The organism is Enterobacter sp. C3_dUdeg (genome assembly GCF_057536195.1).
The window spans coordinates 252,477-278,142 of record NZ_BAAKFX010000004.1 but is presented as its reverse complement, the minus strand read 5'-3'; the positions used below and the strand labels follow the sequence as shown (position 1 = coordinate 278,142).

At 58.9% G+C, this 25,666-nt stretch carries 20 protein-coding genes; 12 read left to right on the top strand and 8 right to left on the bottom strand.

Annotated features, from left to right (window positions below):
- Positions 1–276: 276 nt before the first annotated feature.
- Positions 277–405, bottom strand: a complete 129-nt coding sequence (gene mntS, locus AC27FC_RS13360) for a manganase accumulation protein MntS (protein WP_048979635.1) — start codon at positions 403–405, stop codon at positions 277–279.
- Between the two features lie 183 nt (positions 406–588).
- Between mntS and mntR the strand changes: the two genes are divergently transcribed.
- The 9 genes from mntR to AC27FC_RS13315 all read left to right on the top strand — a co-directional run bounded on the left by mntR (position 589) and on the right by AC27FC_RS13315 (position 11,229).
- Positions 589–1,062, top strand: a complete 474-nt coding sequence (gene mntR, locus AC27FC_RS13355) for a manganese-binding transcriptional regulator MntR (protein ID WP_023310887.1) — start codon at positions 589–591, stop codon at positions 1,060–1,062.
- Positions 1,059–2,168: an anion transporter gene (locus AC27FC_RS13350; RefSeq protein ID WP_033145002.1), complete on the top strand. Its 1,110-nt coding sequence runs from the start codon at positions 1,059–1,061 to the stop codon at positions 2,166–2,168. Before mntR ends, AC27FC_RS13350 begins: the two co-directional genes overlap by 4 nt.
- Positions 2,169–2,269: 101 nt before the next feature.
- Positions 2,270–3,364 carry an HlyD family secretion protein gene (locus AC27FC_RS13345; RefSeq protein ID WP_032661279.1) on the top strand — a complete coding sequence of 365 codons (1,095 nt, stop codon included), beginning with the start codon at positions 2,270–2,272 and terminating at the stop codon, positions 3,362–3,364.
- A complete protein-coding gene (locus AC27FC_RS13340) occupies positions 3,361–4,932 on the top strand; it encodes a DHA2 family efflux MFS transporter permease subunit (protein ID WP_033145003.1) in 1,572 nt (523 codons plus the stop codon). Before AC27FC_RS13345 ends, AC27FC_RS13340 begins: the two co-directional genes overlap by 4 nt.
- A complete protein-coding gene (locus tag AC27FC_RS13335; protein ID WP_048976793.1) occupies positions 4,932–6,455 on the top strand; it encodes an efflux transporter outer membrane subunit in 1,524 nt (507 codons plus the stop codon). Before AC27FC_RS13340 ends, AC27FC_RS13335 begins: the two co-directional genes overlap by 1 nt.
- Positions 6,456–6,557: 102 nt before the next feature.
- A complete protein-coding gene (locus AC27FC_RS13330; protein WP_023310892.1) occupies positions 6,558–7,598 on the top strand; it encodes an aldo/keto reductase in 1,041 nt (346 codons plus the stop codon).
- Between the two features lie 148 nt (positions 7,599–7,746).
- Complete coding sequence (locus AC27FC_RS13325) at positions 7,747–9,123, top strand: glycoside hydrolase family 1 protein (protein ID WP_196354685.1); 1,377 nt, start codon at positions 7,747–7,749, stop codon at positions 9,121–9,123.
- A 51-nt stretch (positions 9,124–9,174) separates the two neighbouring features.
- A complete protein-coding gene (locus AC27FC_RS13320; protein WP_033145007.1) occupies positions 9,175–10,497 on the top strand; it encodes a PTS sugar transporter subunit IIC in 1,323 nt (440 codons plus the stop codon).
- A 15-nt stretch (positions 10,498–10,512) separates the two neighbouring features.
- On the top strand, positions 10,513–11,229 hold the full coding sequence (locus AC27FC_RS13315; protein ID WP_196354684.1) for a GntR family transcriptional regulator: 717 nt from the start codon (positions 10,513–10,515) through the stop codon (positions 11,227–11,229).
- A 43-nt stretch (positions 11,230–11,272) separates the two neighbouring features.
- On the opposite strand, the gene ldtB is transcribed toward AC27FC_RS13315, so the two are convergent.
- Entirely contained in the window at positions 11,273–12,193 is a 921-nt protein-coding gene (gene ldtB / locus AC27FC_RS13310; RefSeq protein WP_029740604.1) for a L,D-transpeptidase, read from the bottom strand.
- Between the two features lie 222 nt (positions 12,194–12,415).
- Between ldtB and AC27FC_RS13305 the strand changes: the two genes are divergently transcribed.
- Entirely contained in the window at positions 12,416–14,011 is a 1,596-nt protein-coding gene (locus AC27FC_RS13305) for an ABC-F family ATPase (protein ID WP_039261438.1), read from the top strand.
- Between the two features lie 91 nt (positions 14,012–14,102).
- On the opposite strand, the gene AC27FC_RS13300 is transcribed toward AC27FC_RS13305, so the two are convergent.
- Both AC27FC_RS13300 and AC27FC_RS13295 read right to left on the bottom strand, forming a co-directional pair.
- Positions 14,103–16,466 carry a glycoside hydrolase family 31 protein gene (locus AC27FC_RS13300; protein ID WP_487160230.1) on the bottom strand — a complete coding sequence of 788 codons (2,364 nt, stop codon included), beginning with the start codon at positions 16,464–16,466 and terminating at the stop codon, positions 14,103–14,105.
- 17 nt (positions 16,467–16,483) lie between these two features.
- Positions 16,484–17,785 (bottom strand): MFS transporter, encoded by a 1,302-nt coding sequence (locus AC27FC_RS13295; protein ID WP_094934345.1) that lies wholly within the window; start codon positions 17,783–17,785, stop codon positions 16,484–16,486.
- A gap of 288 nt (positions 17,786–18,073) precedes the next feature.
- Here AC27FC_RS13295 and AC27FC_RS13290 point away from each other — a divergent pair, with 288 nt between their 5' ends.
- The gene (locus AC27FC_RS13290; RefSeq protein WP_094934344.1) at positions 18,074–19,147 is read left to right on the top strand and encodes a LacI family DNA-binding transcriptional regulator; all 1,074 of its coding nucleotides are present in this window, start codon (positions 18,074–18,076) and stop codon (positions 19,145–19,147) included.
- On the opposite strand, the gene AC27FC_RS13285 is transcribed toward AC27FC_RS13290, so the two are convergent.
- From AC27FC_RS13285 to AC27FC_RS13270, 4 genes are all read right to left on the bottom strand, one after another.
- The gene (locus tag AC27FC_RS13285; RefSeq protein WP_058841671.1) at positions 19,144–20,400 is read right to left on the bottom strand and encodes a DUF1479 domain-containing protein; all 1,257 of its coding nucleotides are present in this window, start codon (positions 20,398–20,400) and stop codon (positions 19,144–19,146) included. The two genes, AC27FC_RS13290 and AC27FC_RS13285, sit on opposite strands and share 4 nt — an antisense overlap.
- A gap of 149 nt (positions 20,401–20,549) precedes the next feature.
- Positions 20,550–21,365, bottom strand: a complete 816-nt coding sequence (locus AC27FC_RS13280) for a Cof-type HAD-IIB family hydrolase (RefSeq protein WP_047061452.1) — start codon at positions 21,363–21,365, stop codon at positions 20,550–20,552.
- A gap of 166 nt (positions 21,366–21,531) precedes the next feature.
- Positions 21,532–23,964, bottom strand: coding sequence for a formate C-acetyltransferase/glycerol dehydratase family glycyl radical enzyme (locus AC27FC_RS13275; protein ID WP_196354682.1), 2,433 nt, complete (start codon positions 23,962–23,964; stop codon positions 21,532–21,534).
- A gap of 4 nt (positions 23,965–23,968) precedes the next feature.
- On the bottom strand, positions 23,969–24,868 hold the full coding sequence (locus AC27FC_RS13270; RefSeq protein WP_094934341.1) for a glycyl-radical enzyme activating protein: 900 nt from the start codon (positions 24,866–24,868) through the stop codon (positions 23,969–23,971).
- Between the two features lie 128 nt (positions 24,869–24,996).
- Here AC27FC_RS13270 and fsa point away from each other — a divergent pair, with 128 nt between their 5' ends.
- Positions 24,997–25,659, top strand: coding sequence for a fructose-6-phosphate aldolase (gene fsa / locus AC27FC_RS13265; RefSeq protein WP_033145019.1), 663 nt, complete (start codon positions 24,997–24,999; stop codon positions 25,657–25,659).
- The last annotated feature ends 7 nt before the right edge of the window (positions 25,660–25,666 follow it).

Genomic DNA, 25,666 nt, shown 5'->3' with positions numbered 1-25,666 from the left:
TATCATGGATGAAAACGCCATGTGCTCACCCTGGCGTCAAGGGTCATAACCTGCCTGACAGTGCGTGGAGAGGGAATGAGGGTCCGCTTCAGCGAGCCGCAAATTGTGCAGGGCTGCAAGAAGATAGTGCGAGCGCTAAATAATATCAACAGTTGCTAAGCAGATGTTTTGCGAAGGGGATTGCAAATCCGTAAAAAAGATCGGGAATAAGGCGGCTGGAAGCCAGTTTACAGCGAGATTGTGACGGGAAAATGAAGCGGCGTACCGCAACGCCGCTTAGTGGGTAGGTTTGTCGTCCTGATGCGGTTTGGTGTTAAACATATCGCACAGCATGTTCAACAGCATTAAGCGCACTTTAAAGGGAGAGTGGGTAAACACGGTCATGCACCTCTTGAATTCGTTCATAAGACCTCCTGAGTTTTGATCCCTTCGATCCGTGAAGGGTGACTGCATTACATACAGATATAGCACAGGCTATATTGTATAGCTATGGCTATTTCGTTAATTTTTTGTGCTTGCGGAGCTATGGTTTACAATGTGCGCTCTCCAAACCGGGCGCTGGAAGCGTCACCCCACTGAGGAAGTACAATGAACCGTCGCGCAGGTCATCCGACAATGAGGAAAACGACGCAACTGGTGAATGTTGAAGAACATGTCGAAGGTTTTCGCCAGGTCCGTGAAGCGCACCGGCGTGAACTGATTGATGATTATGTTGAACTCATTTCCGATCTGATTCGTGAGGTCGGTGAAGCGCGCCAGGTCGATATGGCCGCCAGGCTGGGGGTTTCACAGCCAACTGTCGCTAAAATGTTAAAACGCCTGGCTTCCGTGGGCTTAATTGAAATGATCCCCTGGCGCGGTGTTTTTCTGACGCCGGAAGGGGAGAAACTCGCGCAGGAGAGCCGCGAGCGCCATCAGCTTGTCGAGAATTTTTTGCTGGTGCTGGGCGTCAGCCCGGAAATCGCCCGCCGGGATGCGGAAGGCATGGAACACCACGTCAGCGAAGAGACGCTGGTGAAGTTCCGCGAATTTACCCTTAAATATGGTCCCTCCGCTGAATGAAAATCCCCGGACTGCAGGCCCTGGCACGCGATCGTTTCTTCCATCTCTTATTAATCATTGGTGCAGCGTTAAGCCTCTTTGTGCCTTTTGCGCCACACGCCTGGCCCGCCGCAATTGACTGGCGCACCATCATTACCCTGAGTGGCCTGATGATGCTCACCAAAGGGGTCGAGCTGAGCGGCTATTTTGACGTTCTGGGCCGCAAAATGGTGCGCCGCTTTGCCACCGAGCGCAGGCTGTCCCTGTTTATGGTGTTCTCCGCCGCGGTGCTGTCGACGTTTCTGACCAACGATGTGGCGCTGTTTATCATCGTGCCCCTCACGCTCACGCTGCGTAAGCTGTGCGAGATCCCCGTCAGCCGGCTGATCATCTTTGAAGCGCTGGCCGTCAATGCGGGCTCGCTTCTGACGCCAATCGGCAACCCGCAAAATATCCTTCTGTGGGGACGGTCCGGGCTGTCGTTCGCCGCCTTTACCTGGCAGATGGCCCCTCTGGCGCTGGTGATGATGCTGTCGCTGATGGCGGTGTGCTGGTTTGCGTTTCCGGATAAAAAGCTGCAGTACCACAGCGGCACAACCGGCCCGCAGTGGCAGCCGCGCCTGGTGTGGAGCTGTCTCGGGTTATACATCGTCTTTCTGTTCGCGCTGGAGCTGAAGTATGAGCTGGCGGGCGTCCTGCTCGTTGCCGCAGGCTTTGTCGTCCTGGCGCGTCGCGTGCTGGTGAGTGTGGACTGGACGCTGCTGCTGGTCTTTATGGCGATGTTTATTGATGTGCATCTCCTTATCCAGCTTCCGGTACTGCAGAACGTTCTGCACAGCGTCAGCACGCTGTCTCAGCCGGGACTGTGGCTGACGGCGATTGGCCTGTCGCAGTTTATCAGCAACGTGCCGTCCACCATTCTGCTGCTCAACTATGTTCCGCCCGATACGCTCCTGGCCTGGGCGGTCAACATCGGCGGGTTTGGGCTGCTGCCCGGTTCGCTGGCAAACCTGATTGCGCTGCGCATGGCCAATGACCGTCGTATCTGGTGGCGTTTCCACGTCTGGTCGATTCCGATGCTGGTTTGGGCCGCGGCGATCGGTTTCGGAATATTCCTTCTCATATAGTGCGCAATTTGTCAGTTTTTCCTGGCAAACGTATAGCAACGTCCTAGCTTTAGTGAACGGCATAGTGTGATGCCGCTCACTGACAGGACCGTTGCTGAACTATGGCTGAAGATCAAAACCCGCCTGCTGACGAGCAGGACAAAAACAATAATGAGCGTAAGCGCCCGGGCAAGAAACCGTTAATTATCCTCGGCATTGTCGTGGTGGTGATGGTGGTCGTGGCGCTGGTCTGGTGGTTTTTAACCCGTAACGAAGAGACGACCGACGACGCGTTTACCGACGGCGACGTGGTGACGATTGCCCCCAAAACGGCGGGCTACGTTACCGAGCTGCGCGTGCGCGATAACCAGCGCGTGAAAAAGGGCGATCTGCTGGTGGTTATCGATCCGCGGGACACCACCGCGCAGCGCGATCAGGCTCAGGCCCAGCTTGGGCTGGCTATCGCGCAACTGCATCAGGCGCAGGCACAGCTGGCGCTCTCGAAGGTGCAATATCCCGCCCAGCGTGACGAAGCCAAAGCGCAGGTGCTGAAAGCGCAGGCCGATCTGGCGAACGCGCAGGCAGAGTACCGTCGTCAGCGCGGCGTCGACCCGCGTGCGACCACTCAGCAAAGTATCGATTCCGCGAACGCACAACTGCGTAGCGCACAGGCGGGGCTGGCCAGCGCTCAGGCGCAGCTGGAAGTGGCAGAGCAGGTCCAGCTGCAAATCCGCCAGCAGGAAACCAACGTTGAAGCGCGCGAGCGTCAGGTCGATCAGGCTAAAGCGCAGCTGGAAACGGCCAACCTTAATCTCTCCTATACCGAAGTCCGCGCCCCGTTCGACGGCGTTGTCACCAAACGCAACGTGCAGCCCGGCACGCTGGTGCAGGCGGGGACGGCGCTGTTCTCGCTGGTTTCCCCGAACGTGTGGGTGGTCGCGAACTTTAAAGAGTCGCAGCTCGAGCGCATGAAGCCGGGCGATAAGGTCACCGTGTCCGTCGACGCGTGGCCGGATATGGAGCTTGAGGGCCATGTCGACAGTATCCAGCAGGGCAGCGGCTCGCGCTTCTCCGCCTTCCCGGCAGAAAATGCCACCGGCAACTTCGTCAAAATTGTGCAGCGCGTGCCGGTCAAAATCGTGATTGATAAAGGCCTGGATCCAAACAAACCGCTGCCGCTGGGGCTGTCGGTTGCACCGAAGGTGACGGTGGAATGACGGATCACAGCCACGACAGCTGGAAACCCGCCAGCAATCCGTGGGCGGTGGCGATTGTCGTCACCCTGGCGGTATTCATGGAAATTCTGGACACCACCATCGTCAACGTGGCGCTGCCCCACGTGGCAGGCTCGCTCTCGTCCAGCTATGACGAATCCACCTGGGTGTTAACCAGCTATCTGGTCGCGAACGGCATCGTGCTGCCCATCTCGGCGTTTCTGAGCCGGGTGTTTGGCCGCAAGCAGTTCTTCCTGATTTGCATCGTCATGTTCACCGTCTGCTCGTTCCTGTGCGGGATTGCCACCGAGCTGTGGCAGATCATCCTGTTCCGCGTGATGCAGGGCTTTTTTGGCGGCGGGCTGCAGCCCACGCAGCAGTCGGTGCTGCTCGACTACTTCAAGCCGGAGGACAGGGGCAAGGCCTTTGGTCTGTCCTCCATTGCGATTATCGTTGCGCCGGTGCTCGGCCCGACGCTGGGCGGCTGGATCACTGACAACTACTCCTGGCGCTGGGTGTTCTTTATCAACATTCCGGTGGGGATTGTCACGGTGCTGGCGATCTACCAGCTGCTGGAAGATCCGCCGTGGGAGAGTAAATCAAAAGAGAAGCTGACTATCGACTGGACGGGGATCGGCCTGATCGCGCTGGGGCTGGGTTGTCTGCAGGTAATGCTCGACCGGGGAGAAGATGAGGACTGGTTCTACTCGAACTTTATCCGCACCTTCGGCGTGTTGACGCTTGTCGGCATTATCGGCGCCATCTACTGGCTGGTGTATGCCAGAAAGCCGGTGGTGGATCTGCACTGCATGAAAGACCGCAACTTTGCCATCTCCAGCCTGCTGATGGCGGGGATGGCGATGATTTTGTACGGCAGCTCGGTGGTGATCCCGCAGCTGGCGCAGCAGGACCTGGGCTACACCGCTACCTGGTCGGGGCTGGTGCTGTCGCCCGGCGCGGTGCTGATTGTGTTAACCATTCCGCTGGTGCTGAAGCTGATGCCGGTGGTGCAGACGCGCTGGATTATCGCCTTTGGCTTTACCTGTCTGGCGGTGTCGTTCTTCTGGTCGCGAACGCTGACGCCGGATATCGACTTCGAAACCCTGGTGCTGTTCCGCAGCGCCCAGTCGATAGGGCTGGGGTTCCTGTTTGTGCCGCTCACGACGATTGCATTTATCTCGATACCGAGGCGGCTGAATGCCGATGCGGCGGCGCTGTTTACCATGTTCCGCAACGTCGCGGGTTCGATTGGCATATCCCTTTCGACGGCGGCCATCACCGAACGCGCGCAGGCGCACAGCGCGCATCTGGCGTACCACGCCTCGCCGCTTAACGAGCAGTTCCAGCAGGCGATACGCGAAAGCGCCCAGGCGATCCAGAACTTTACCACCCAGGTGGGCGACCCCACCGGCATCGCCACCGGACGCATGTACCAGACGATGATCGAGCAGTCGCGCTTCCTGGCCTACATCGACGTCTTTACCATCCTGAGCGCGGTGGCCTTGTTACTGATTCCGTTTTGTTTGTTGCTCTCGCCGGTTAAGAGCGAGGGGAGTGCAGGAGCACATTGATGATACACAGACGTTTACACCCCCTGATGATAATGATGCTGCTGGCGGGCTGCGCCGTTGGGCCTGACTACCAGCAGCCTGCGCCGCCCGCCGTTACGCACTGGAACGATAAGGGCGACAGCGCGGTGAAATCGCAAACTACTTCCGCTGCGACCAATCCGCGCTGGTGGAAGACCTTCGGCTCGCCGCAGCTCGACAGCCTGGTTGAGCGCGCCATTGCCGGAAACCTGACGCTGCAGCAGACGGTGCTGCGCATCGCCGGGGCGCGAGAGCAGATTAACCAGGCGGGTGGGGCGTTTTATCCGTCGGTGAACGGCAATCTGCAAGCGACGCGCCAGCAGCTTGGCCTGGAAGGAGAGCTGAAATCCCACGGCGTGTATGACCAGGTGGATAGTATCGATCCCAACCTGAAGGGCGCGCTGGGGCCGCTGACGCAGCCGATTAACCTATACCAGGGCAGCTTCGACGCCCAGTGGGAAATCGACCTGTGGGGCAAGGTGCGTCGTCAGGTGGAAGCCGCCGAAGCGCAGCAGAAAGCGGCTATCGAGCAGCGTAACGACGCGCTGGTATCGCTGGAGGCCGAAGTGGCGCGCGCGTGGCTCCAGCTGCGCGGGGCGCAGAGCATTATCGCCACGCTGAACACCCAGATTAAAAGCGCGCAGCAGACGCTGGATCTCACCGAAAGCCGCCAGCGGGGCGGGCTGTCGCCGCAGATGGATGTGGAAAACGCCCGGGCGCAGTTAGGCAACCTTGAAGCACAGCTTCCGCAATATCAGGCGCAGGAGCGGCAGGCGATGAACGGCCTGGCGATCCTGCTCGGCAAGCCGCCAGGGGCGCTGGATGGCGAACTTCAGTCTGCGCAGCCGATGCCGGCGTTGCCGGATATCGTGCAGACCGGCATTCCGTCCACGCTGGCACGACGCCGTCCGGACGTGCGCGAAGCGGAGGCGAACCTTCATGCCGCCACGGCGCAAATCGGCGTCTCGGTGGCGGAGCTGTTCCCGAGCTTTACGCTCTCCGGGCAGTTTGGCCTGCGCAACAGCGAAACCAACTGGCTGACCGACTGGAGCAGCCACTTCTACAGCTTTGGCCCGCAGGTCTCCATTCCCATCTTCCAGGGCGGTCGACTGGTCTCCAGCGTCAAGGTGGCGCGCGCGCAGCAGGGAGCGGCGGTGCTGGACTATCGCCAGACGGTGCTGACCGCGCTCGGGGATGTGGAAAACGCGCTGGTGAGCTATCGCACCGACCAGCAGCGTGAAGCGGGTCTCGCAAAAACGATCGACGCCCTGCAAAACGCCTTTGATTTAGCGAGCGACAGCTACCGGCAGGGGATCGCCAGCTTTATCGACGTGCTGGACGCCCAGCGACAGCTGGCGCAGGCCCAGCAGCAGCGCGCACAGGCGCAGGTGCAGAGCGCGCTCGATCTGGTGGCGCTCTACAAGGCCCTCGGCGGCGGCTGGGAGCCGTATCAGCAGGTGCAATTACCGGACTACAGCGTCTTTGGCGACGCCCCGCGCGGATAAATTCAGAGGATTGGGCAAGAAACGGACAGGAACACCACATTCGCGATGGCTGAGGGGCGGGTATAACTATCGGGTACCCAATCGACATGCGAGGAATAACTTATGCGTTATCAAAAACTGGGCAACACCGGTCTGTTTGTTTCTGAACTGTGCCTCGGCACCATGACCTTTGGCGGTGAGGGCGGCATGTGGGGCAAGATTGGCCAGCTCCAGCAAAGTGAAGCCGAGCAGCTGGTGGGCCGCGCGCTGGATGCCGGGATCAACTTTATCGACACCGCGGACGTTTACTCGGAAGGACGCTCGGAGGAGATCACCGGTCAGGCGCTGAAAAACCTGAAGATCCCTCGCGAGAACGTGGTGGTCGCGACGAAAGTGTTCGGCGAAACGGGAACGGCAGGGGTGAACTCGCGCGGCAGCTCGCGCTATCACATCATCAGCAGCGTGAAGGAAAGCCTGCGCCGCCTGCAGCTCGATCATATCGATCTCTACCAGCTTCACGGCTTCGACCCCGCAACGCCGATTGAAGAAATGCTCTACGCGCTGGATAACCTGGTGCAGCACGGCCACGTGCGCTACATCGGCGTCTCGAACTGGGCGGCGTGGCAGATTGCCAAAGCGCTCGGTATTTCTGAACGTCTTGGGCTGGCGCGTTTCGCGTCGCTGCAGGCGTATTACACCATTGCCGGGCGCGATCTGGAGCGCGAGCTGGTACCGATGATGCAGAGCGAAGGCGTCGGGCTGATGGTCTGGAGCCCGCTGGCAGGCGGTCTGCTGAGCGGAAAATATGGCCGCGACGGTCAGAGTGAAGCCGGCGGTCGTCGTCTGGAGTTTGACTTCCCGCCGGTGAACAAAGATCGCGCCTTCGACTGCGTGGACGTGATGCGCACTATCGCCGAAAGCAAGGGCGTCTCCGTCGCGCAAATCGCGCTGGCGTGGCTGCTGCATCAGAAAGCGGTGACCAGCGTCATCATTGGGGCGAAACGCGTCGAACAGCTGGACGACAATATCGCCGCGACCGGGATCCGCTTAAGCGAAGACGAACTCAAGCAGCTTGATGCGGTGAGCGCGCTGCCGCGCGAATACCCTGGCTGGATGCTGGAGCGGCAGGGGGAATATCGCCGCAATCAGCTCGCGCAACAATAACCTTCCTCGCCCCGGTAGTGCATCGCTAACCGGGGCTTTTTTTCCCGCATTGCTCACAAAAAACGATCCTCCTCTTTGATCCCCATTTCATCTTCGCCTATATGACTAGTCATGAAATTTTAAATGACTAGTCATATAGGGAGAGAGCATGAACAATTCGCTGCCGGCCAATTTTTTATGGGGCAACTCGGTGTCCAGCATGCAGACGGAAGGGGCATGGAACGAGGGCGGGAAAGGGATGTCGGTTTACGACATTCGCGAAGCCGGGGATAACGTCTCCGACTGGAAAGTCGCGACCGACTCCTACCACCGCTACCGGGAAGATTTCGACCTGATGCAGGATCTGGGCATGAACTGCTATCGCTTTCAGATCTCATGGAGCCGCGTCTGCCCGCAGGGCGACGGCGCGTTCAACGACGAGGGCATCGCGTTTTACGACCGCTTTATTGACGATCTGATCGCCCGCGGCATCGAACCGATGGTCTGCCTGTACCACTTCGATATGCCGCTGGCGCTGGCGCAGGAGTACAACGGCTTCAACGACCGCCGCGTGATGGAGGCCTTTATCCGCTACGGCAAAAAGATGATCGACTGCTATGGCGACCGCGTGAAGTACTGGCTGACCTTCAACGAGCAGAACATCTTCCATATGCCTGAAGCGTTCCGCATTTCCGGCTATATGCACGGTGAGAAAACCCTGCGCGAGCTGTACGAGCTGCAGCACCATACGATGGTGGCGCACATGGCGCTGACCGAATATCTGCATCAGACCAGACCGGGCCAGCTGATGGGCGGCATGCTGGCGCACCAGCTGATCTACCCGGCCACCTGCAAACCGCGCGATATCTTCTGCGCCCAGCAGTACGACGAGTTCCTCAACCAGAACCTGCTGCGCGTCTTCGCAGGGCAGGGCTACAGCCCCGCGGTTATGGCGGTGGTGGAGCAGGAGGGCTTTGGCGATATCTACCGCGCCGAGGATTTAGCGCTGCTGGCGCGGACTAAAAACGACTATATGGCCTTCAGCTACTACGCCAGCAAAACGCTGGACAGCGATGCGATCCCGGAAGGCACGCCGGTGAACTATTACCTGCTGCACGGCGAGAAAAACAATCCGTACCTGAAGGCCACCGAGTGGAACTGGCAGATCGATCCGCTGGGCTTTCGCACCATCATCACCCGCTACGCCAACGACTGGCGGATGCCGGTCTTCCCGATCGAAAACGGCATCGGGGTGATTGAGTCCTGGGACGGCGTCAATCCGATCGAGGACACCTACCGCATCGACTACCACCGGGCGCATATCAATGCCATGAAGGAGGCGATGTTCGAGGACGGGGCAGAGGTGATCGGCTACCTCGGCTGGGGGTTAATCGACATTCTCAGCTCCCAGGGCGACATGCGTAAACGCTACGGCGTGGTCTATGTCAACCGTGAAAACCATGACCTGAAAGACCTGAAGCGCGTGCCGAAGAAGAGCTACGCGTGGTTAAAACAGGTTATCCATACCAACGGACGCGAGATGTAAGCCGTACGCTGCCGGGCCGTTTTTGTGACTGATTGATGGGAACTATCCGCTATGTCTGAAACAAAAATAACACCGCACATGCAGTCTTTTGTCGATAAATTTGTAGAGTTCTCGGCGCGCCTGGCAAATCAGGTGCACCTGCGCTCCCTGCGCGACGCTTTCGCCACGGTGATGCCGATTTTCATCCTCGCCGGTCTGGCGGTGCTGGTGAACAACGTGGTATTTCCGTGGATTTTTCACGGCGACACGCTCGCGCAGTTTAAGGTGTGGGGCGAGGCGATTATCAACGGCACGCTGAACATTGCCGCGCTGCTGCTGGCCCCGATGATTGCCTGGTCGCTGGCGCGCAACAAAGATTTCGACAATCCGGTCTCGGCAGTGGTTATCGCCGTCAGCAGCTTCATCATCATGATGCCGATGCGCCTGCAGATTACGCCCGTCGGCAGCGATGCCGCGGTGAACATCACCCAGGTGCTGACGTTCACCAATATTGGCTCAACCGGGATTTTCGCCGGGGTGCTGATCGGGCTGCTCTCAACGGAAGTGTTTATCGCCATTTCGCGCCTGAAGGCGCTGCACATTTCCCTCGGGGAAAACGTGCCTCCGGCGGTGAGCAAATCCTTTACCGCGCTGATCCCGACCATTCTCACGCTCTCCCTGTTCGCGGTGCTGGCGGCGATACTGGCAAACGTGCTGCACACGGACCTGATCCATCTTATTACCACCTTTATCCAGCAGCCGCTGCGGCTGATTAACACCAGCCTGCCGGGGACGATTTTCATCTACAGCTTCGGTAACTTCCTGTTCACGCTCGGTATTCATCAGTCAGTCGTTAACAGCGTGGTGCTGGAGCCGTTCCTGCTGATCAACACCAACGAGAACATGCTGGCCTTCGCCAACGGCCAGCCCATCCCGCATATCATCAACAACATCTTCGTGCCGACGTTTGGCATGGTGGGCGGCACGGGCAGCACGATATCGCTGCTGATCGCCATCTTTATCTTCTCCCGACAAAAATCGGCGAAGCAGGTGGCGCGTCTGTCGCTGGCGCCCGGTCTGTTCAACATCAACGAGCCGGTGATTTTCGGCCTGCCGATCGTGTTTAACCTGCCGCTGATGATCCCGTTTGTGCTGCTGCCCGCCATCGGCATTTACTTCGCCTGGCTCTGTACCACGCTGGGGCTAATGTCGCGCTGCGTGGTGATGATCCCCTGGACCACGCCGCCCATTCTCAGCGCCTGGCTGGCCACGGCAGGGGACTGGCGGGCGGTGGTGGTGCAGTTGGCAATCATCGTATTTGGTGTATTCTTCTACCTGCCTTTCCTCAAGATTGCCGAGAGAGTGGCGTTGAAAAACAGCGGGATAGAAAACTAACTGAAAGGAAGAACGATGGCGGCGAAGTACATCACCATAGCGCGGGAAATTAAGAAACGCATTATCAGCCAGCAGTACGCCGCCAACGAACCCCTGCCAGACCAGTTTGCGCTGGCGGCGGAGTTCAACTCCAGCCGGATGACCATTCAGCAGGCGATGCGCCAGCTCATCGTCGAAGGTCTGGTCTATACCCGCCAGGGCCAGGGCACGTTCATCCGCAAAAACTTCCTTCAGCTCTCGCAGTGGGACCTCTCCGGCAGCGACTACTTTGGCGCGACTAAAACCTGGGCGCATCTGGGCACGGTGACCAGCCGGGTAGTGCATTTCGAGCTGCGCTTCCCGAACGAAAAAGAGCAGGCGTCGCTGATGATTAACGCCGATGCGCCGATCTATGACTTCATTCGACTCCGTCTGCTGAACGGCGAACCGATGTCGCTGGATTCCACGGTGATGCCGATGAATCTGGTGCCGGGCCTGACGAAAAACCATCTTGAAGGTTCAGTGTTCCAGTACGTGCAGGAGACGCTGGCGCTGAAAATTATGGGGTCGTATCGGGTGGTGCGGGCGCTTAAGCCCAACGCGCTGGACAGGGAGCATCTGGTCTGCGAGCAGACCGACCCCATCCTGGAAGTGGAGCAGGTGATTTATCTGGAGGACGGCACGCCGCTGGAGTATGCCCACTGCCACTATCGGTACGACCACGGCGGGATCGTGATCGTGAATAACGGATAAAAAAAAAGCGGGCAACGAGGCCCGCTTTTTTAATGCTTCGCTATCAGTTCAAACGCACCGGCATACCGGAGCGGTTCTGCACGGCCTGGTCAACAATCGCCGTTTCTACGTCTGGCTGAGAAGTCACCGCCTGTACCGCGCTGTTCAGCGTAACAGGGACGATTTCGTTGTTGTTGATCTGGTCTTCGCTGGTGGACAGCGGGTTGTGCACTTCGATGTAGCGGCTGCCGTCTGGCTCAGAGGTCGCTTTCACCGGTTCGTTGATGAACTGCACGCGCGTACCGACCGGCACGTTTTCGAACAGGAATTTGATGTCGTCGTTACGCAGGCGCACGCAGCCGTGGCTTACGCGCAGGCCGATACCGAAGTTGGCGTTGGTACCGTGGATAGCGTACAGGCGGCCAATGTACAGCGCGTACAGACCCATTGGGTTATCCGGGCCTGCCGGTACAACGGCTGGCAGCGGTTCACCCGCAGCGATGTATTCCGCGTGCATTTTGGCAGTCGGCGTCCAGGTTGGGCCCGCTTTCTTACGCTCAACCTTGGTGGTCCAGTTCATTGGGGTGTCTTTACCCAGCTGGCCGATACCGATTGGCAGCACGATAACGGTGTTGGTGCCTTTCGGGTAGTAATACAGACGCATTTCGGCGCTGTTAATCACGATACCTTCATGAACGGTATCCGGCAGGATCAGCTGCTGAGGAATATTCAGCACGGTGCCCGCTTTCGGCAAATACGGGTCAACGCCCGGGTTCGCTTCCAGCATGTTAGACAGGCCCAGCTGGTACTGCGCAGCGAAATACTCCAGTGGCTGAGAGTTACCTTCTGGTACCGTCACAACCTGGTTCTGGCCTACCAGACGGCTACCGTCGGTTGGCAGGGGATACGTCACCGCAGACGCGGTCTTACAAAAACCTACTACGGCTAACGCCGCCGCAAAAAGCGTTGTTAATTTCATGTTCATGTTGTGCGAGGTATCTAAGCCATTCTGGCGATGAGTTGATAAGTCTGAATCTGTGATGGGAGCGCATTATATGTGCATTCCCGCTAACAGGGAATTCAGATGTGTACGAAATCACATTTTTTTCGATTTTGTTAAAGTTTAGTGGATTGCCGCAACACGGGATCTCAATTCGGAATTGTGGCATAATGCCGTGTTTATCACACTTTTCGCAGGAATCTCCCCGTGTTAGTTACCAGCAACGTCACTATGCAGTTTGGCAGTAAGCCGCTGTTCGAAAACATTTCCGTCAAATTTGGCGGCGGCAACCGTTACGGCCTGATTGGTGCCAACGGTAGCGGAAAATCCACCTTTATGAAGATCCTCGGCGGTGACCTGGAGCCGACGCTCGGTAACGTATCGCTCGACCCTAACGAGCGTATCGGTAAGCTGCGTCAGGATCAGTTCGCCTTCGAAGAGTTCACCGTGCTCGACACCGTGATCATGGGGCATGGGGAACTGTGGGAAGTGAAGCAGGAGCGCGATCGCATCTACGCGCTGGCCGAAATGAGCGAAGAAGACGGCTATAAAGTAGCCGATCTGGAAACGCAGTACGGCGAGATGGACGGCTACTCGGCGGAAGCGCGCGCGGGCGAGCTGCTGCTGGGCGTGGGCATTCCTGTCGAACAACATTACGGCCCGATGAGCGAAGTTGCGCCGGGCTGGAAGCTGCGCGTGCTGCTGGCACAGGCGCTGTTCTCTAACCCGGACATCCTGCTGCTCGACGAACCGACGAACAACCTGGACATCGACACCATCCGCTGGCTGGAGCAGACGCTGAACGATCGCGACAGCACCATGATCATCATCTCGCACGACCGTCACTTCCTGAACATGGTCTGTACGCACATGGCGGATCTGGACTACGGCGAGCTGCGCGTTTATCCGGGCAACTACGACGAGTACATGACGGCGGCTACCCAGGCGCGTGAACGTCTGCTGGCGGATAACGCCAAGAAGAAAGCGCAGATTGCTGACCTGCAGTCCTTCGTCAGCCGCTTTAGCGCCAACGCCTCTAAGTCGCGTCAGGCGACCTCGCGTGCCCGTCAGATCGACAAAATCAAGCTGGACGAAGTCAAAGCCTCCAGCCGTCAGAACCCGTTCATCCGCTTCGAGCAGGACAAGAAGCTGTTCCGTAACGCGCTGGAAGTGGAAGCCCTTGAAAAAGGCTTTGAGAACGGTCCGCTGTTTAAAAAATTCAACCTGCTGCTGGAAGTGGGCGAGAAGATTGCCATCCTCGGTGCCAACGGCGTGGGTAAATCCACCATGCTGAAAACCCTGGTCGGCGAACTGCAGCCGGACAACGGCACCGTGAAGTGGTCTGAAAACGCGCAGATTGGCTACTACGCGCAGGACCATGAATATGAGTTCGAAAACGACCTCACCGTCTTCGACTGGATGAGCCAGTGGAAGCAGGAAGGCGATGACGAGCAGGCGGTACGCAGCATTCTGGGTCGTCTGCTGTTCAGCCAGGACGACATCAAAAAGCCGGCTAAGGTGCTCTCCGGTGGTGAGAAGGGCCGCATGCTGTTCGGCAAGCTGATGATGGAAAAACCAAACATCCTGGTGATGGACGAACCGACTAACCACCTGGACATGGAATCTATCGAATCCCTGAACATGGCGCTGGAGATGTATCAGGGTACCCTGATCTTCGTCTCTCACGACCGTGAGTTCGTCAGCTCGCTGGCGACCCGCGTGATCGAAATTACGCCAGAGCGCGTGGTGGACTTCACCGGTAATTACGAAGATTACCTGCGCAGTAAAGGTATCGAGAACTAAAAAAAAGCCGGGTGGCGGCTTCGCCTTACCCGGCCTACGTTCTGTTCCCTCTCCCCGTGGGAGAGGGTTAGGGTGAGGGCATCAGGCCGCACTAGACCACCCACTCGCCCCCTTCGACCCCGTTCACCAGCAGCGTACGTTTTTCCCCTGCAGGCAGCGACACCTTAAGCGATTTCCACGCCGGACGATAATCCCCGCGCGCGTTGACCTTCAGGTTGATGGTTGCTCCGTCGCACACCATTTCCCACTCCACCCACAGCGCGTTGCCGTTCTGGTAGCCCCAGCTTTCGCCGTCGTCTTCAAACAGTATTCCGGTGGTCGTGCCGACGCCCTTCACCGGGAACAGCTTCAGCTCACGGGTCGTATCTTTTTCGGTACTCACATGCGTGATGCGTTCGCTCAGCGGAAGACCGGCACCGGCGCGCACCAGCAGCGGCAGTTTTTCCAGCGGCGCGTCGAGGACAATCGACTGGCTGCCCGCATACCACGCGTGGGTGTAAAAATCATACCAGCCGGTGTCGTTATCCGGCAGCCAGACGCGTCGCTCGCGCTGCCCGGCTTCGACGACGCTTGCCACCAGCAGGTCGCGGCCCAGCAGGAAGTCATCGCACTCCTCAAACGTCTGCGCATCGTGCTCGTGGTCGAGGAAGGTCGGGCGCAGCATCGGCTCGTCGTCGGCATGCGCCTGCCAGAGCAGGGTATAGAGGTACGGCAGCAGGCGGTAGCGCAGCTCAACCGCACCGCGAATGGCTGGCGTGACGCCCGGGTACATCCACGGCTCGTTTACGGTGTGGTCATCGTTCCACGAGTGAATGGTAAAGCGCGGGTGCATCACGCCGTTCTGCACCCAGCGCACGAACAGCTCGGCGTCCGGTTTGTCGCCGGAGAAACCGCCGACGTCGTGGCCGACGTTGAACAGGCCGGACAGGCTCATGCCCAGCCCCATGCGGATGTTATAGCGCAGGGTGTCCCAGCTGGTGCGGTTGTCGCCGCTCCAGGTCTGAACGTAGCGCTGCATCCCGGCGCAGCCGGAGCGGGAGATGAGATACGGACGTTTTTCCGGCGCGAAACGCTGCTGCGCTTCTAGCGAGGCGCGCATCATCAGCAGCGGCATCACCGGGCGAATGTGCTTGATGGCAATCTCCTTGCCGAAGCCAAAGCAGCGCGCCTCCCCGTCCCACACTTCGTACTCGTTGTTGTCGTTCCAGGTGGAGTCGATGCCCATCTCCAGCAGCTGCGTGGTGACGCCGTTCTGCCACCACTGCACCGTCTGCGGGTTGGTAAAGTCGAGGTGCGAGCCTTCGTCATCCCAGAAGCTGGAACGTTCCGGTGCATCGGTTTCTGAATCGCGAATGAACAGGCCGCTCTCCGCCACTTCGTTATAGCGCGGATGGTCCTGCAGCAGGCACGGCTTGATGTTTGCCGCCAGCTTCAGCCCCGCGTCGTGGAAGGCCTGGCTCATCACCTTCGGCTGCGGCACCTTGTCATAGTTCCAGTTGAAGACGTAGCGCTTGCCGTTGATAGAGGTATAGCCGGAGGAGAGCTGGAACGAGTCGCACGGAATGGCGTGTTCTTCGCACAGGCGGATGAAGTTCATCAGCTGGTTCTGGGCGTCCGGCGCGTCGGTGTAGTGCATGGTCGAGCCGCTGTAGCCCAGGCTCCATTTCGGTCCGAACAGCGTTTTCCCGGTCAGGCGCACGAAGGCTTTGGTGACGTCCAGCACGCGCGTGCCGGTAAAGATGTAGTAATCGATATCGCCCGCTTCCGCCTGCCAGCGACGATAGGCGGTGTGGTAGTTGTCGATTTCGTTACCCAGATCCAGCCAGCAGCTGCTCAGGTTGTCATAGAACAGGCCGTAGCTGACGTCGTCGCGGCGGGCGATGGTGAACGGAATATGCTTGTAGAGCGGGTCGGTGCTGGCCGCGTTGTACCCCATTGCGTCGAGGTTACGCATCTCATACCGCTTGCCGTTGCGCTGCAGATCGCCCGCTTTTTCGCCCAGGCCATAGAAACGCTCGTCCTTGCGGCGGCTGAGGTAGTGCGCCACGCCGTCGCCGTGGGCGTTCAGCAGGTAGGCGCTGGTTGGACGGTCGTTGACCAGCGGCTGCCACTCGCCCGCCTCATTGCGGTAGTGCCACTCCAGCCACAGCGGCTGGTGGACCGTTACGCGCAGCTGTTCGGTTGCCACGGTGAGCGTCTCTTCCTGCTGCGTCAGGGTCCAGGCCGGGCAGGAGAAACCGCTTATATCGTCACGACGGCGGCCTTCCCACGGCACGTCTTTTTCCGGCGCGATGCTCCAGGTGCGGTCCAGCGCCAGCTCGCCTTTGCGTTTGATCAGCACGCGGAACAGGTTCTCTTCCAGCACATACAGGCACAGGCGGTGCTGGTTATCGACCAGCAGTTCCAGATGGTTTGCCGACTGCGTATCAAGGGTCCAGTTTTTCAGGGTTTTCATATGCAATACATCCACTATCAGGCGCGCTTGGCGCGACGTTCAGCAATAAATGCTACCAGGAAGACAGCGCCAATCAGGTCAAAGAAGCCCATGGCAATAAAGAGCGGGTTAAAGCCGATTTTGTCGGCGGTCACACCGATTAACAGCGAGAACAGGAAGCTGGCGATCCACGCCGCCGAGCCGCGCATGCCGTTGACGGTCGCCATCTGGCCTTTGTCGAACGACTCAACGACCAGGGCGCTCAGCATGCAGGAGATAATCTGGTGCCCGAAGCCGCCGATGGAGATCAGCACGATGGTGATATACGGGTCGCGGGTAATGGCCACGATGCCCAGCGAGATCATCAGGAACGCGCCCGTCACGGAGCTGGCAACGACCGAGTTAACGCGCGAGCAGCCGAACAGACGGGTGAACAGACGCGTCAGGTAGCCGCTCGCCACGCTGCCGAGGTCGGCGGCGAGGAACGGAAGCCAGGCAAACATCGCAATCTGCTTCAGATCCATGCCGTGCTCTTTGGCGAGATACAGCGGCACCCAGAAGCTCAGCACTGCCCAGGCCGGTTCCGCCATAAAGGCCGGGATGGCGATACCGTAAAAGCGTTTGTTTTTCGAGACGGTTTTCAGCGCGGTCAGGAAGGGCAGTCTCACCGCAGGCGGTTCGTTATCCTGCTTGATGAACGCCAGCTCGTCCTTGCTCAGGTTCGGGTGCTGCTCCGGGTTGTGGTAGAACGCCCACCACAGGATCACCCACAGCAGCGCCAGCACGCCGGTAAACATAAATGCGCCCTGCCAGCCGAACGACGCGTGAGCGAAATAGATGATGGGCGGGGCCAGCATCGCGCCGATGGAGAAGCCTACGCCCGCCCAGCCGGCGGCAACGGGTCGCTCTGATTTCGGGAACCATTCGCCGATGGTTTTGGCGTTTGCCGGGGTAGCGGCGGCCTCAGAGGCACCCATAAAGAAGCGCAGAATAGCGAGGTGCAGCCAGCTTCCGGCGCCCGCGTGAAAAATACACATCAGCGCCCAGATCCCGGCGCAGACCATAAAGCCAATCTTCAGGCCGATGACGTCAATCAGCCAGCCGCACAGGGGCTGGAAAATGGTATAGGCGATCTGGAACGCACCGACGATCCAGGAGTATTGCTCGGTGGTGATCCCGAGGCTCTCTTTCAGTTCCGGGGCGAGGATCCCGAGTGAGTTACGGGTGATGTAGTTAACGGTGACGCCAAGTAAGAACAGCACCAGCACGTACCAGCGCAGGTTCTTGATGACGCGACGGGTTTTGCTTGTCGCTACGGTGTTATTGATGTCCTGACTCATTTTACTCTCCACAAGACGGACGGTAAGGGGACGGAGGTTCAGGTGTCACACGGATTTTTATGCCTTTGATTTATATCCGTTTAAAATGCTTAAGTTGGTATACAACTAGTATGGAAGTTGTGTGACAAGTTCACCTTAAGGAAGAAAATGAGTGGGCAAAAGTGGATTTTGTGCAAAATTTCTCATAACTGACGTATACCCTCTGGCATGATGGCCTTTATGTCAGCTATTGTCTGACCAATACGCTATGAAAATTTTTTCATTCCGCAAATGGAGCCAGATCACAAAATGGACAAAAGGCTAAAAATCACCGAAATCGCGGCCCGGACGCAGCTCTCGATCAGCACCGTGTCGCGAGTGCTGGCGGGAAAAGCGAATACCAGTGAAAAAGCGCGCGCAAAGGTGCTGGCGTGCGCGCGGGAGCTGGGGGTGATGGACGGCATGGCGGCAGGGCGTCTGCTGCTTAACAGCCTGGTGGTTTTTGCCCCGCAGCGGGCGTTTGACGAGCGGTCCGACATCTTTTACTACCGCGTGATCCAGAGCGTGAGTAAAGGCCTGGCGTCCCACGATGTGCGTCTTCGCTACTGCGCGCTGGAGGAGAACGACAGCGACGCCCAGCTGTTTCTGGCACGCATGAACGAAGCGGACACTCAGGCGGCAATCCTTCTTGGCATCGACGATCCCCATATCCACGATCTGGCGGTGGACGTGGGTAAACCCTGCATGCTGATTAACTGCCGCGACCGGCACATGCGTCTGCCTGCCGTCGCGCCGGATCATCGCGCTATCGGCGAGCGGGCGGCGGAATATCTGTTCGAGATGGGACACCGTGAGGTGATGAACGTGCTGTGCCTGCGCCGCTACACCATGGAGCTGCGCCTGGCGGGGATCCGCGACGCGTGGCAGTCTCACAACATGAAATTCAACGATAAACGCGATCTGCTTGTAGTGCCCAGCTTCAGCGCGCGCGAAACGGAACAGATGGTCAGCGGCTGGCTCAGTGAAGTGCAGGGGAAGGATTTACCGACCGCGTTCCTGGTCGGCGGCGACTTTATGGCGGCGGGCACCATTAGCGCATTACAAAACCACGGCCTGCGCGTGCCGCAGGACGTGTCGGTGATGAGCATTGACGGCTTTAACCTGGCGGCGATTCAGGATGTTCCATTAACGGCGGTGCACGTTCCGCGCGATGAGCTGGGAACCGAAGCGGTATATATGCTCCAGCAGCGGCTGATGCGCCCGGACGCGCCGGTGGGAACCTTGCTGCTTAACGGCACGCTGGCCGTGCGGGAATCGGTACGGCGGATACGTCAGGGGAAACGACGCACCGCCGTGGAGCGGGAAGGGCTGTACGACAGTTAAACCATGCCCAGCGCGCGCTTACCGTGGATGTTGAGATCGTTCACGGTAAAGCGGTCCTGCCAGCTTTTTTCATAATCCTCGCGCGGGAAGTCTCCCGGCGACGCGCCGGTTTCAAGCGCTTCCTTGACCTTTTTCGCGTAGGCGAGGTTTTTCTCGCACATCGGCGCGGCAGGAATGTACATCACGTTGCCCCAGCCCTGCTGATTTTCCACCGGCGCGACGGAATGGATCACATCGCAGTGCCACCACACGGAATCGCCCGCATCGAGTGCCGGAATGCTGGTCAGCGCCTCGATCAGCAGCGGGTGCCATTTCTCTGAAACCGGCAGGACGCGCCCCGGCGCCACGCCGCACAGCTCGTCTTCCGGCACGTCGTCCAGCAGCGGCCGCAGCAGAATGTAGGCCATCGCTTCCGGGATTGGCACCACGTGCAGCAGCCCCTGACCTGGGATCATATCCGACAGCGCCGTCCAGCCCTGGAAGGTGCGGAACACCGAGCATTTGGTGGTGTTATCGACGGTGTACTCTTCCACTTCGGTACGGTGCGCGGCGTTCCACGGATCGTATTTCTCGACGTTGCCGTCAAACACGCGGGCGAACACCTGTTGATAAGCCGGAAGCAGCCAGCGCTCCAGCGCGCCGGAGTCGGTATGCGCGCCCAGTCCTTTCGAGGTCGTTCCCGGCGGGCGGCGGCGGATACGGTCCGGGTAAATCACGCTCACGTCCGGGTTGAACCACTGCTTGCCGTTGCTCTCGAATGTCCATAAACGGTTCAGGAACGACTGCACCTGCGCCATCTCTTCGCTCTGGCGCGCCTGCATCTGCGCCTGAGACCAGTAAATCGGGTAAATCTCCGGACGAGAGGCCGTCAGGGTGCCGAAGAAGTTATCGCCCGGGCCTTTGTAGACCTCGTCAAACTTATTCAGATCGAGGTAGTCGAGCATCGACTGATCCCACGCCAGCGCCTGCTCGCGCGGGAAGTGACCTTTAATCACCGCGCAGCCGCGGCGTTTAACGGCCTCGCGCTGTGAGTCGGTAATGGTGCCGTTTTTCACATCCGCAAACGGGATCACCGGCCAGACGGATTCACCTTTGTTCTTAAGCGCGTTGATTTCCGCCACGCGGGTGGCAATTTTGTCGCTGAGCTTATTAAACACTGCCTGCACGTCGCCGATCTGCGCGCGCAGCTCACGTTTTAACTGACGGATTGCCGCTTTGTGATCCGCTGGCAAAGTTTCACTGGTAAAGGTCATAACTGCCTCGCATCTTTCATTCGAAAGTAAAAGTGTCTACAAGTGATACTTTAAGTTAAAAATAAGTTAATGCAAGTTTAAAAACTTGACGCAAGCCACAGGACGGAAAAAGAGTGAGAGGCCGGAGCGACGCTCCGGCGAGGAAAGGATCAGACGTCGAACGGGGAATGGTTGTCGAGCACGGCCTGGATGACGTTCAGCGCGCCCTGATGGTTGTTGTCGTCGGTGCCGTAGCGGCTGATTTCTTTGATGCTCTCTGCCGCGTTGCCCATCGCAAAGGAATATTTCACCAGCTTAAGCATCTCGGCATCGTTGCCGCTGTCGCCAATGGCCACGCACTCCTGCGGGGAGATTTTCCAGCGTTTCAGCAGACGGCTAATGCCGTTGGCCTTGTGCAGGCCGGGGATAATCAAATCCACGAATCCAAAGCCGCTGGTGACCGGCTTCATGATGCCGTCCAGGGAGACGTGCAGTTTATCCACCAGATTAGGGATATCGCTGTCCGGCAGGTTCAGGGAGAACTTAAACAGTACGTCGTCAATTTCGCGGTAATCGCTGATGCGCTTTAAGCGGTGATAGTGCTTTGACATCAGCGCCACGAATTCTTCAGGAGCCTGGTCGCTGACCCAGGCGCTCTCCAGCCCGCAGGCCACGAAGTTCAGCCCTTTGTCCTTCAGCAGTTCGCCAATCACGATCTGCGATTCATGACGCGTCAGCTCGCCGTGGAAAATTTGTTCGCCGCGATCGAACACCAGCGCGCCGTTTTCCGCCACGAAGGAGATCCTGTCTTTCAGCGCCGGAAAGAAGGAGATGAGCTGGTAATACTGGTTGCCGCTGGCGACAACGAATTCAATATCGCGGGCTTTAAGCTGTTCAAACTGTGCCTGGAAGCGGTCACGATCGTACTGCTTGGCATCATCAAGGAAAGTTCCGTCCATATCGGTGACGATAACTTTAACGGTCATACTGTGCTCCTGGGTCACTGCGTTTTGAAACATTCTAATAACAAGGTGACGGGGAGCACAAATTTAATTTCATTCGAAAGTAAAAGCAAAACGGCAACCGTGGTTGCCGTTGTTAGTGTTTTCTCCCTCTCCCCGTGGGAGAGGGGCGGGGTGAGGGGATATGCCGTTACAGCGTATGCTCAGTACGGGCGATAATATCGTCCTGCGCATCCGGCGACAGGGCGGTGAAGAACGCCGAGTAGCCCGCGACGCGCACCACCAGGTCACGATACTGGTCAGGATGTTTCTTCGCTTGCAGCAGCGTTTCGCGCGAGACGATGTTGTACTGGATATGCCAGCCTTTATGCACCTCGAAGAAGGTGCGCAGCAGCACCATTAGCTTCTGGCGATCGCTGTCGTTTTCCAGCGTCGACGGGTTCAGCTTCTGGTTCAGCAGCACGCCGCCGAGAATCGCTTCCGTCGGCAGTTTACCCACCGAGCCAATTACCGCCGTCGGGCCGAGGTGGTCCGTACCGGAGGCCGGGCTTGCTCCTTCCGCCAGCGGGGTGTGCGCCTTACGTCCGTCCGGCGTGGCCATCGTTGCCGCGCCAAACGGCACGTTTGCGGAGATGGAAGAGGTGCCCGCGTAGTAGTTACCTCCAATCGGGCCGCGGCCGTAGCGCGGGTTGTGGTACTGCTTCAGCTCTTCGATGTAGGTCTGATAGGCGCGCGTCAGCAGCATGTCCACGCTGTCGTCGTCGTTGCCGTACTTCGGCGCGCCGTTGATCAGGCGCTGACGCAGCTGCTCGTGGGTCAGCCCGTCGAAGTCATCCGCCAGCGCCGCCGCCAGCTGCTGTTGACCAATAGTGCCCTGTTCGAACACCAGCTTTTTCACTGCAGCCAGGCTGTTGCCGAGGTTAGCGATGCCCACCTGCAGGCCGGAGACCCAGTCGTACTTCGCGCCGCCCTGCTTGATGCTTTTCGCGCGCTCGATGCAGTCGTCCACCAGCGCCGAGCAGAGAATGTCGTGGACGTTCTCTTCCAGCATGGTATCCACCACGTACTCAATCTCGATAGATTTGCGGGTGTAGTAGCGGATCTGGCTGTCCCACGCCGCCATCACTTCGTCGAAGTTGTCGAAGTTACCGGCGGAGAGCGCTTTCTCCTGCGGCAGGAACACCTTGCCGCTGGTGGCGTCGCGGCCGCCTTCCAGCGCGGCCAGCATCACGCGGGCGAAGTTGATAAAGCTCATGCCGGTGCAGCGATAGCCCCACTTGCCGCCCACCGCGGTTTCGATACAGCCGATGGCCGCGTAGTCGTAGGCGTCGTCTCGTTCAACGCCGAGCTTGATGAATTCCGGAATGACGATTTCATCGTTGTTGAACGCGGGCATCCCGAAGCCGCAGCGGATCACCTGCACGCAGGCGTCGAGGAAGTCGTTGCTCATGCCCGCGTGGTAGCGCACGCTCAGGTTTGGCTGGGTGGAGCGCAGGCGACCGCACGATTCCAGAATCGCGTAGGAGAGCGGGTTCACCGCGTCCATCGGCTCACCGTTGACCAGCTTCTGGCCGCCGATGGTGACGTTCTGGTACAGCGGGCTACCGGCGGAAGCCTTGGAGTGCGAGCCGGAGCGGATTTTGTTCACTTCCAGCAGCTTCAGCCAGCAGCTGTGCAGCAGCTCGATAGCGTGTTCGCGGTCGAGGCTCTGGTTCAACTCGACGTCGCGGCGGTAGTACGGATAGAGATACTGGTCCATACGCGCGAAGGAGACGGAGTGGCCGTTTGACTCAATCTGCAGGATCAGCTGAATGAAGTAGCACAGCTGCAGCGCCTGCCAGAAGGTTTTTGGCGGCTCGTGGGCAATGATGTCGCAGTTTTCCGCCATCGCCAGCAGCTCGTCGCGGCGGCTTTCGCGGGTTTCGGTGGACGCCATTTCACGCGCCAGATCGGCAAAGCGTTTGATGTGCAGGCTTACGGCTTCCAGCACGATATCGATCGCCTTCAGGAACTGATCGCCGTGCAGGTCTTCCAGCACCGTCAGGTTGATGCGCGTGCGGCGCTCGGCCACCTTAGCGCGCAGGCCGTCGAGGCCTTTCTCCAGCACCAGCGGGAAGTTAACGGCCAGGTGCGCGTCGCCGGAGGTCATGTTGCCTTCGGCTTTGATAATGCCGGTTTCCAGCAGGCCTTTCTGCTCGTCGGTGAACATGCCATAGCAGCGGTCCTGCACCGTCTGGCCGCGCCACCACGGGCAGATGTCGTGCAGCACGCGCTTGTTCTCTTCGCTCACCGCAAAGCCCGCGCCCGGGCGGTCCGCCAGATCGTCAATCTCTTTCTCAATCCAGGATACGGTGTATTCCGGGAAAATCGGCGCGGCGCGCACTTCGCTTGCCTGGTTACCGATAATCAGCTCGTCGTGTTTGATCCAGATGGTACGCTCAGCCAGGTGATGCGCCAGCGCCAGAGCGCGGCGTACCGGGATCGGCTTGTCCATGTGCTGCTGGTACATTTCGGTGTAATGCTGGGCGCGCTCGGTACAGACCGGCGGCTTAACGATATGCACCAGCGCCGTTTTGTGCGCCTTAATGCGCTCGCTGAGGGTGTTGAGATTCAGGGTCGTCATAGGTTTATCCTCGTAAGGTCGCGGTTAACCCTTTCTGGCAGGCGTATTGCTGCGCGAAGTCCAGCAGGGCAGGGTTATCCAGCGGTTTGTCAGGGGCAGAGTAAGGTTGGCCGAGCAGGGTGTATTTGTTCATGCCCAGCGTGTGATACGGCAGAAAATGAATATCGTCGACGCCGAGCTCGTCGGCGGCGAAGTTGGTAATGGCGGTGATGGACGCTTCGTCAGCGTTAAAGCCCTGGATCAGCGGCACGCGGATGGTGATTTTTTTTCCGGCGACGGCAAGGCGTTTCAGGTTATCCAGGATCCGCTTAGCCGAACCGTCCGTCCACTGTTTGAACACCTCACCGTCGACGTGCTTCAGGTCGGCGAGGAACAGATCGACGTACGGTAATGACGGCTCGATATAGTGCCACGGCACGTGAAGGCAGGTTTCCACGGCGGTGTGGATCCCCTGTTCGTGGCTGGCTTTAAACAGGGCGTGCGCCAGCTCAGGGTTCATAAACGGCTCGCCGCCGGAGAGGGTGATCCCGCCGCCGCTGCGGTCGTAGAAGGGTTTATCGCGCAGTACGGTCGCCATGATCTCCTCGACCTGCTGCTCTTCACCGCAGACGGTCAGCGCCTGCGTCGGGCAGCAGTCGGTAAGGGCGTAGAGCGTGGCTTCATCAAGCTTCTCGCGGTGGATAACCAGGCCATTCAGCGCGCGTTCGATACAGCCCGGTGCCGCCTGCTGGCACAGGTCGCAGCCGTCAAGGCACAGGCGCGGGTCAAACAGCACGTCCCGGCTGCGGGAGCGGCTTTCCGGGTTCTGGCACCAGCGACAGCCCAGCGAGCAGCCTTTCAGGAACACCACGGTTCTAATACCGGGGCCATCGTGGGTAGAGTAACGCTGAATATTGAAGATCATGATTTCGCCTCTCGTATTGCATATGAAGATTAAATTACTTTCGAATGAAAGTTATCTTGATGCAGGTCAACTACTGAGCAGGTTTTGTCGTGATAGGGTAAGTGCAGGCTAAATTTGAGGGTGACATCATGGAACTTTATCTCGACACATCTGACGTTGCGGCAGTCAAAAAGCTGGCGCGCATCTTCCCGCTGGCGGGCGTAACCACCAACCCAAGCATTGTGGCGGCAGGTAAAACGCCGCTGGACGTTTTGCTGCCAGCGCTGCACGACGCGCTGGGCGGCAAAGGCCGTCTTTTCGCGCAGGTGATGGCGACCACCGCCGAAGGGATGGTGGAGGACGCGCGCAAGCTGCGCGCCATCATTAACGACCTGGTAGTAAAAGTGCCGGTGACCGCCGAAGGGCTGGCGGCAATCAAGATGCTGAAAGCGGAAGGGATCCCGACGCTGGGTACGGCGGTTTATGGTGCTGCGCAGGGGATGCTCTCCGCGCTGGCGGGTGCAGAGTATGTGGCGCCTTACGTTAACCGCGTGGACGCGCAGGGCGGGGACGGGATCCAGACAGTGGTTGAGCTGCAACAGCTGCTGACGCTGCACGCCCCGCAGTCAAAGGTGCTGGCCGCGAGCTTCAAAACGCCGCGTCAGGCGCTGGACTGCCTGCTGGCAGGCTGCGAGTCCATCACGCTGCCGCTGGACGTGGCGCAGCAGTTTATTACCTCTCCGGCCGTGGATGCGGCGATTGTGAAGTTTGAGCAGGACTGGCAGGGGGCGTTTGGACGGATGTCGATCTGACGGGTGC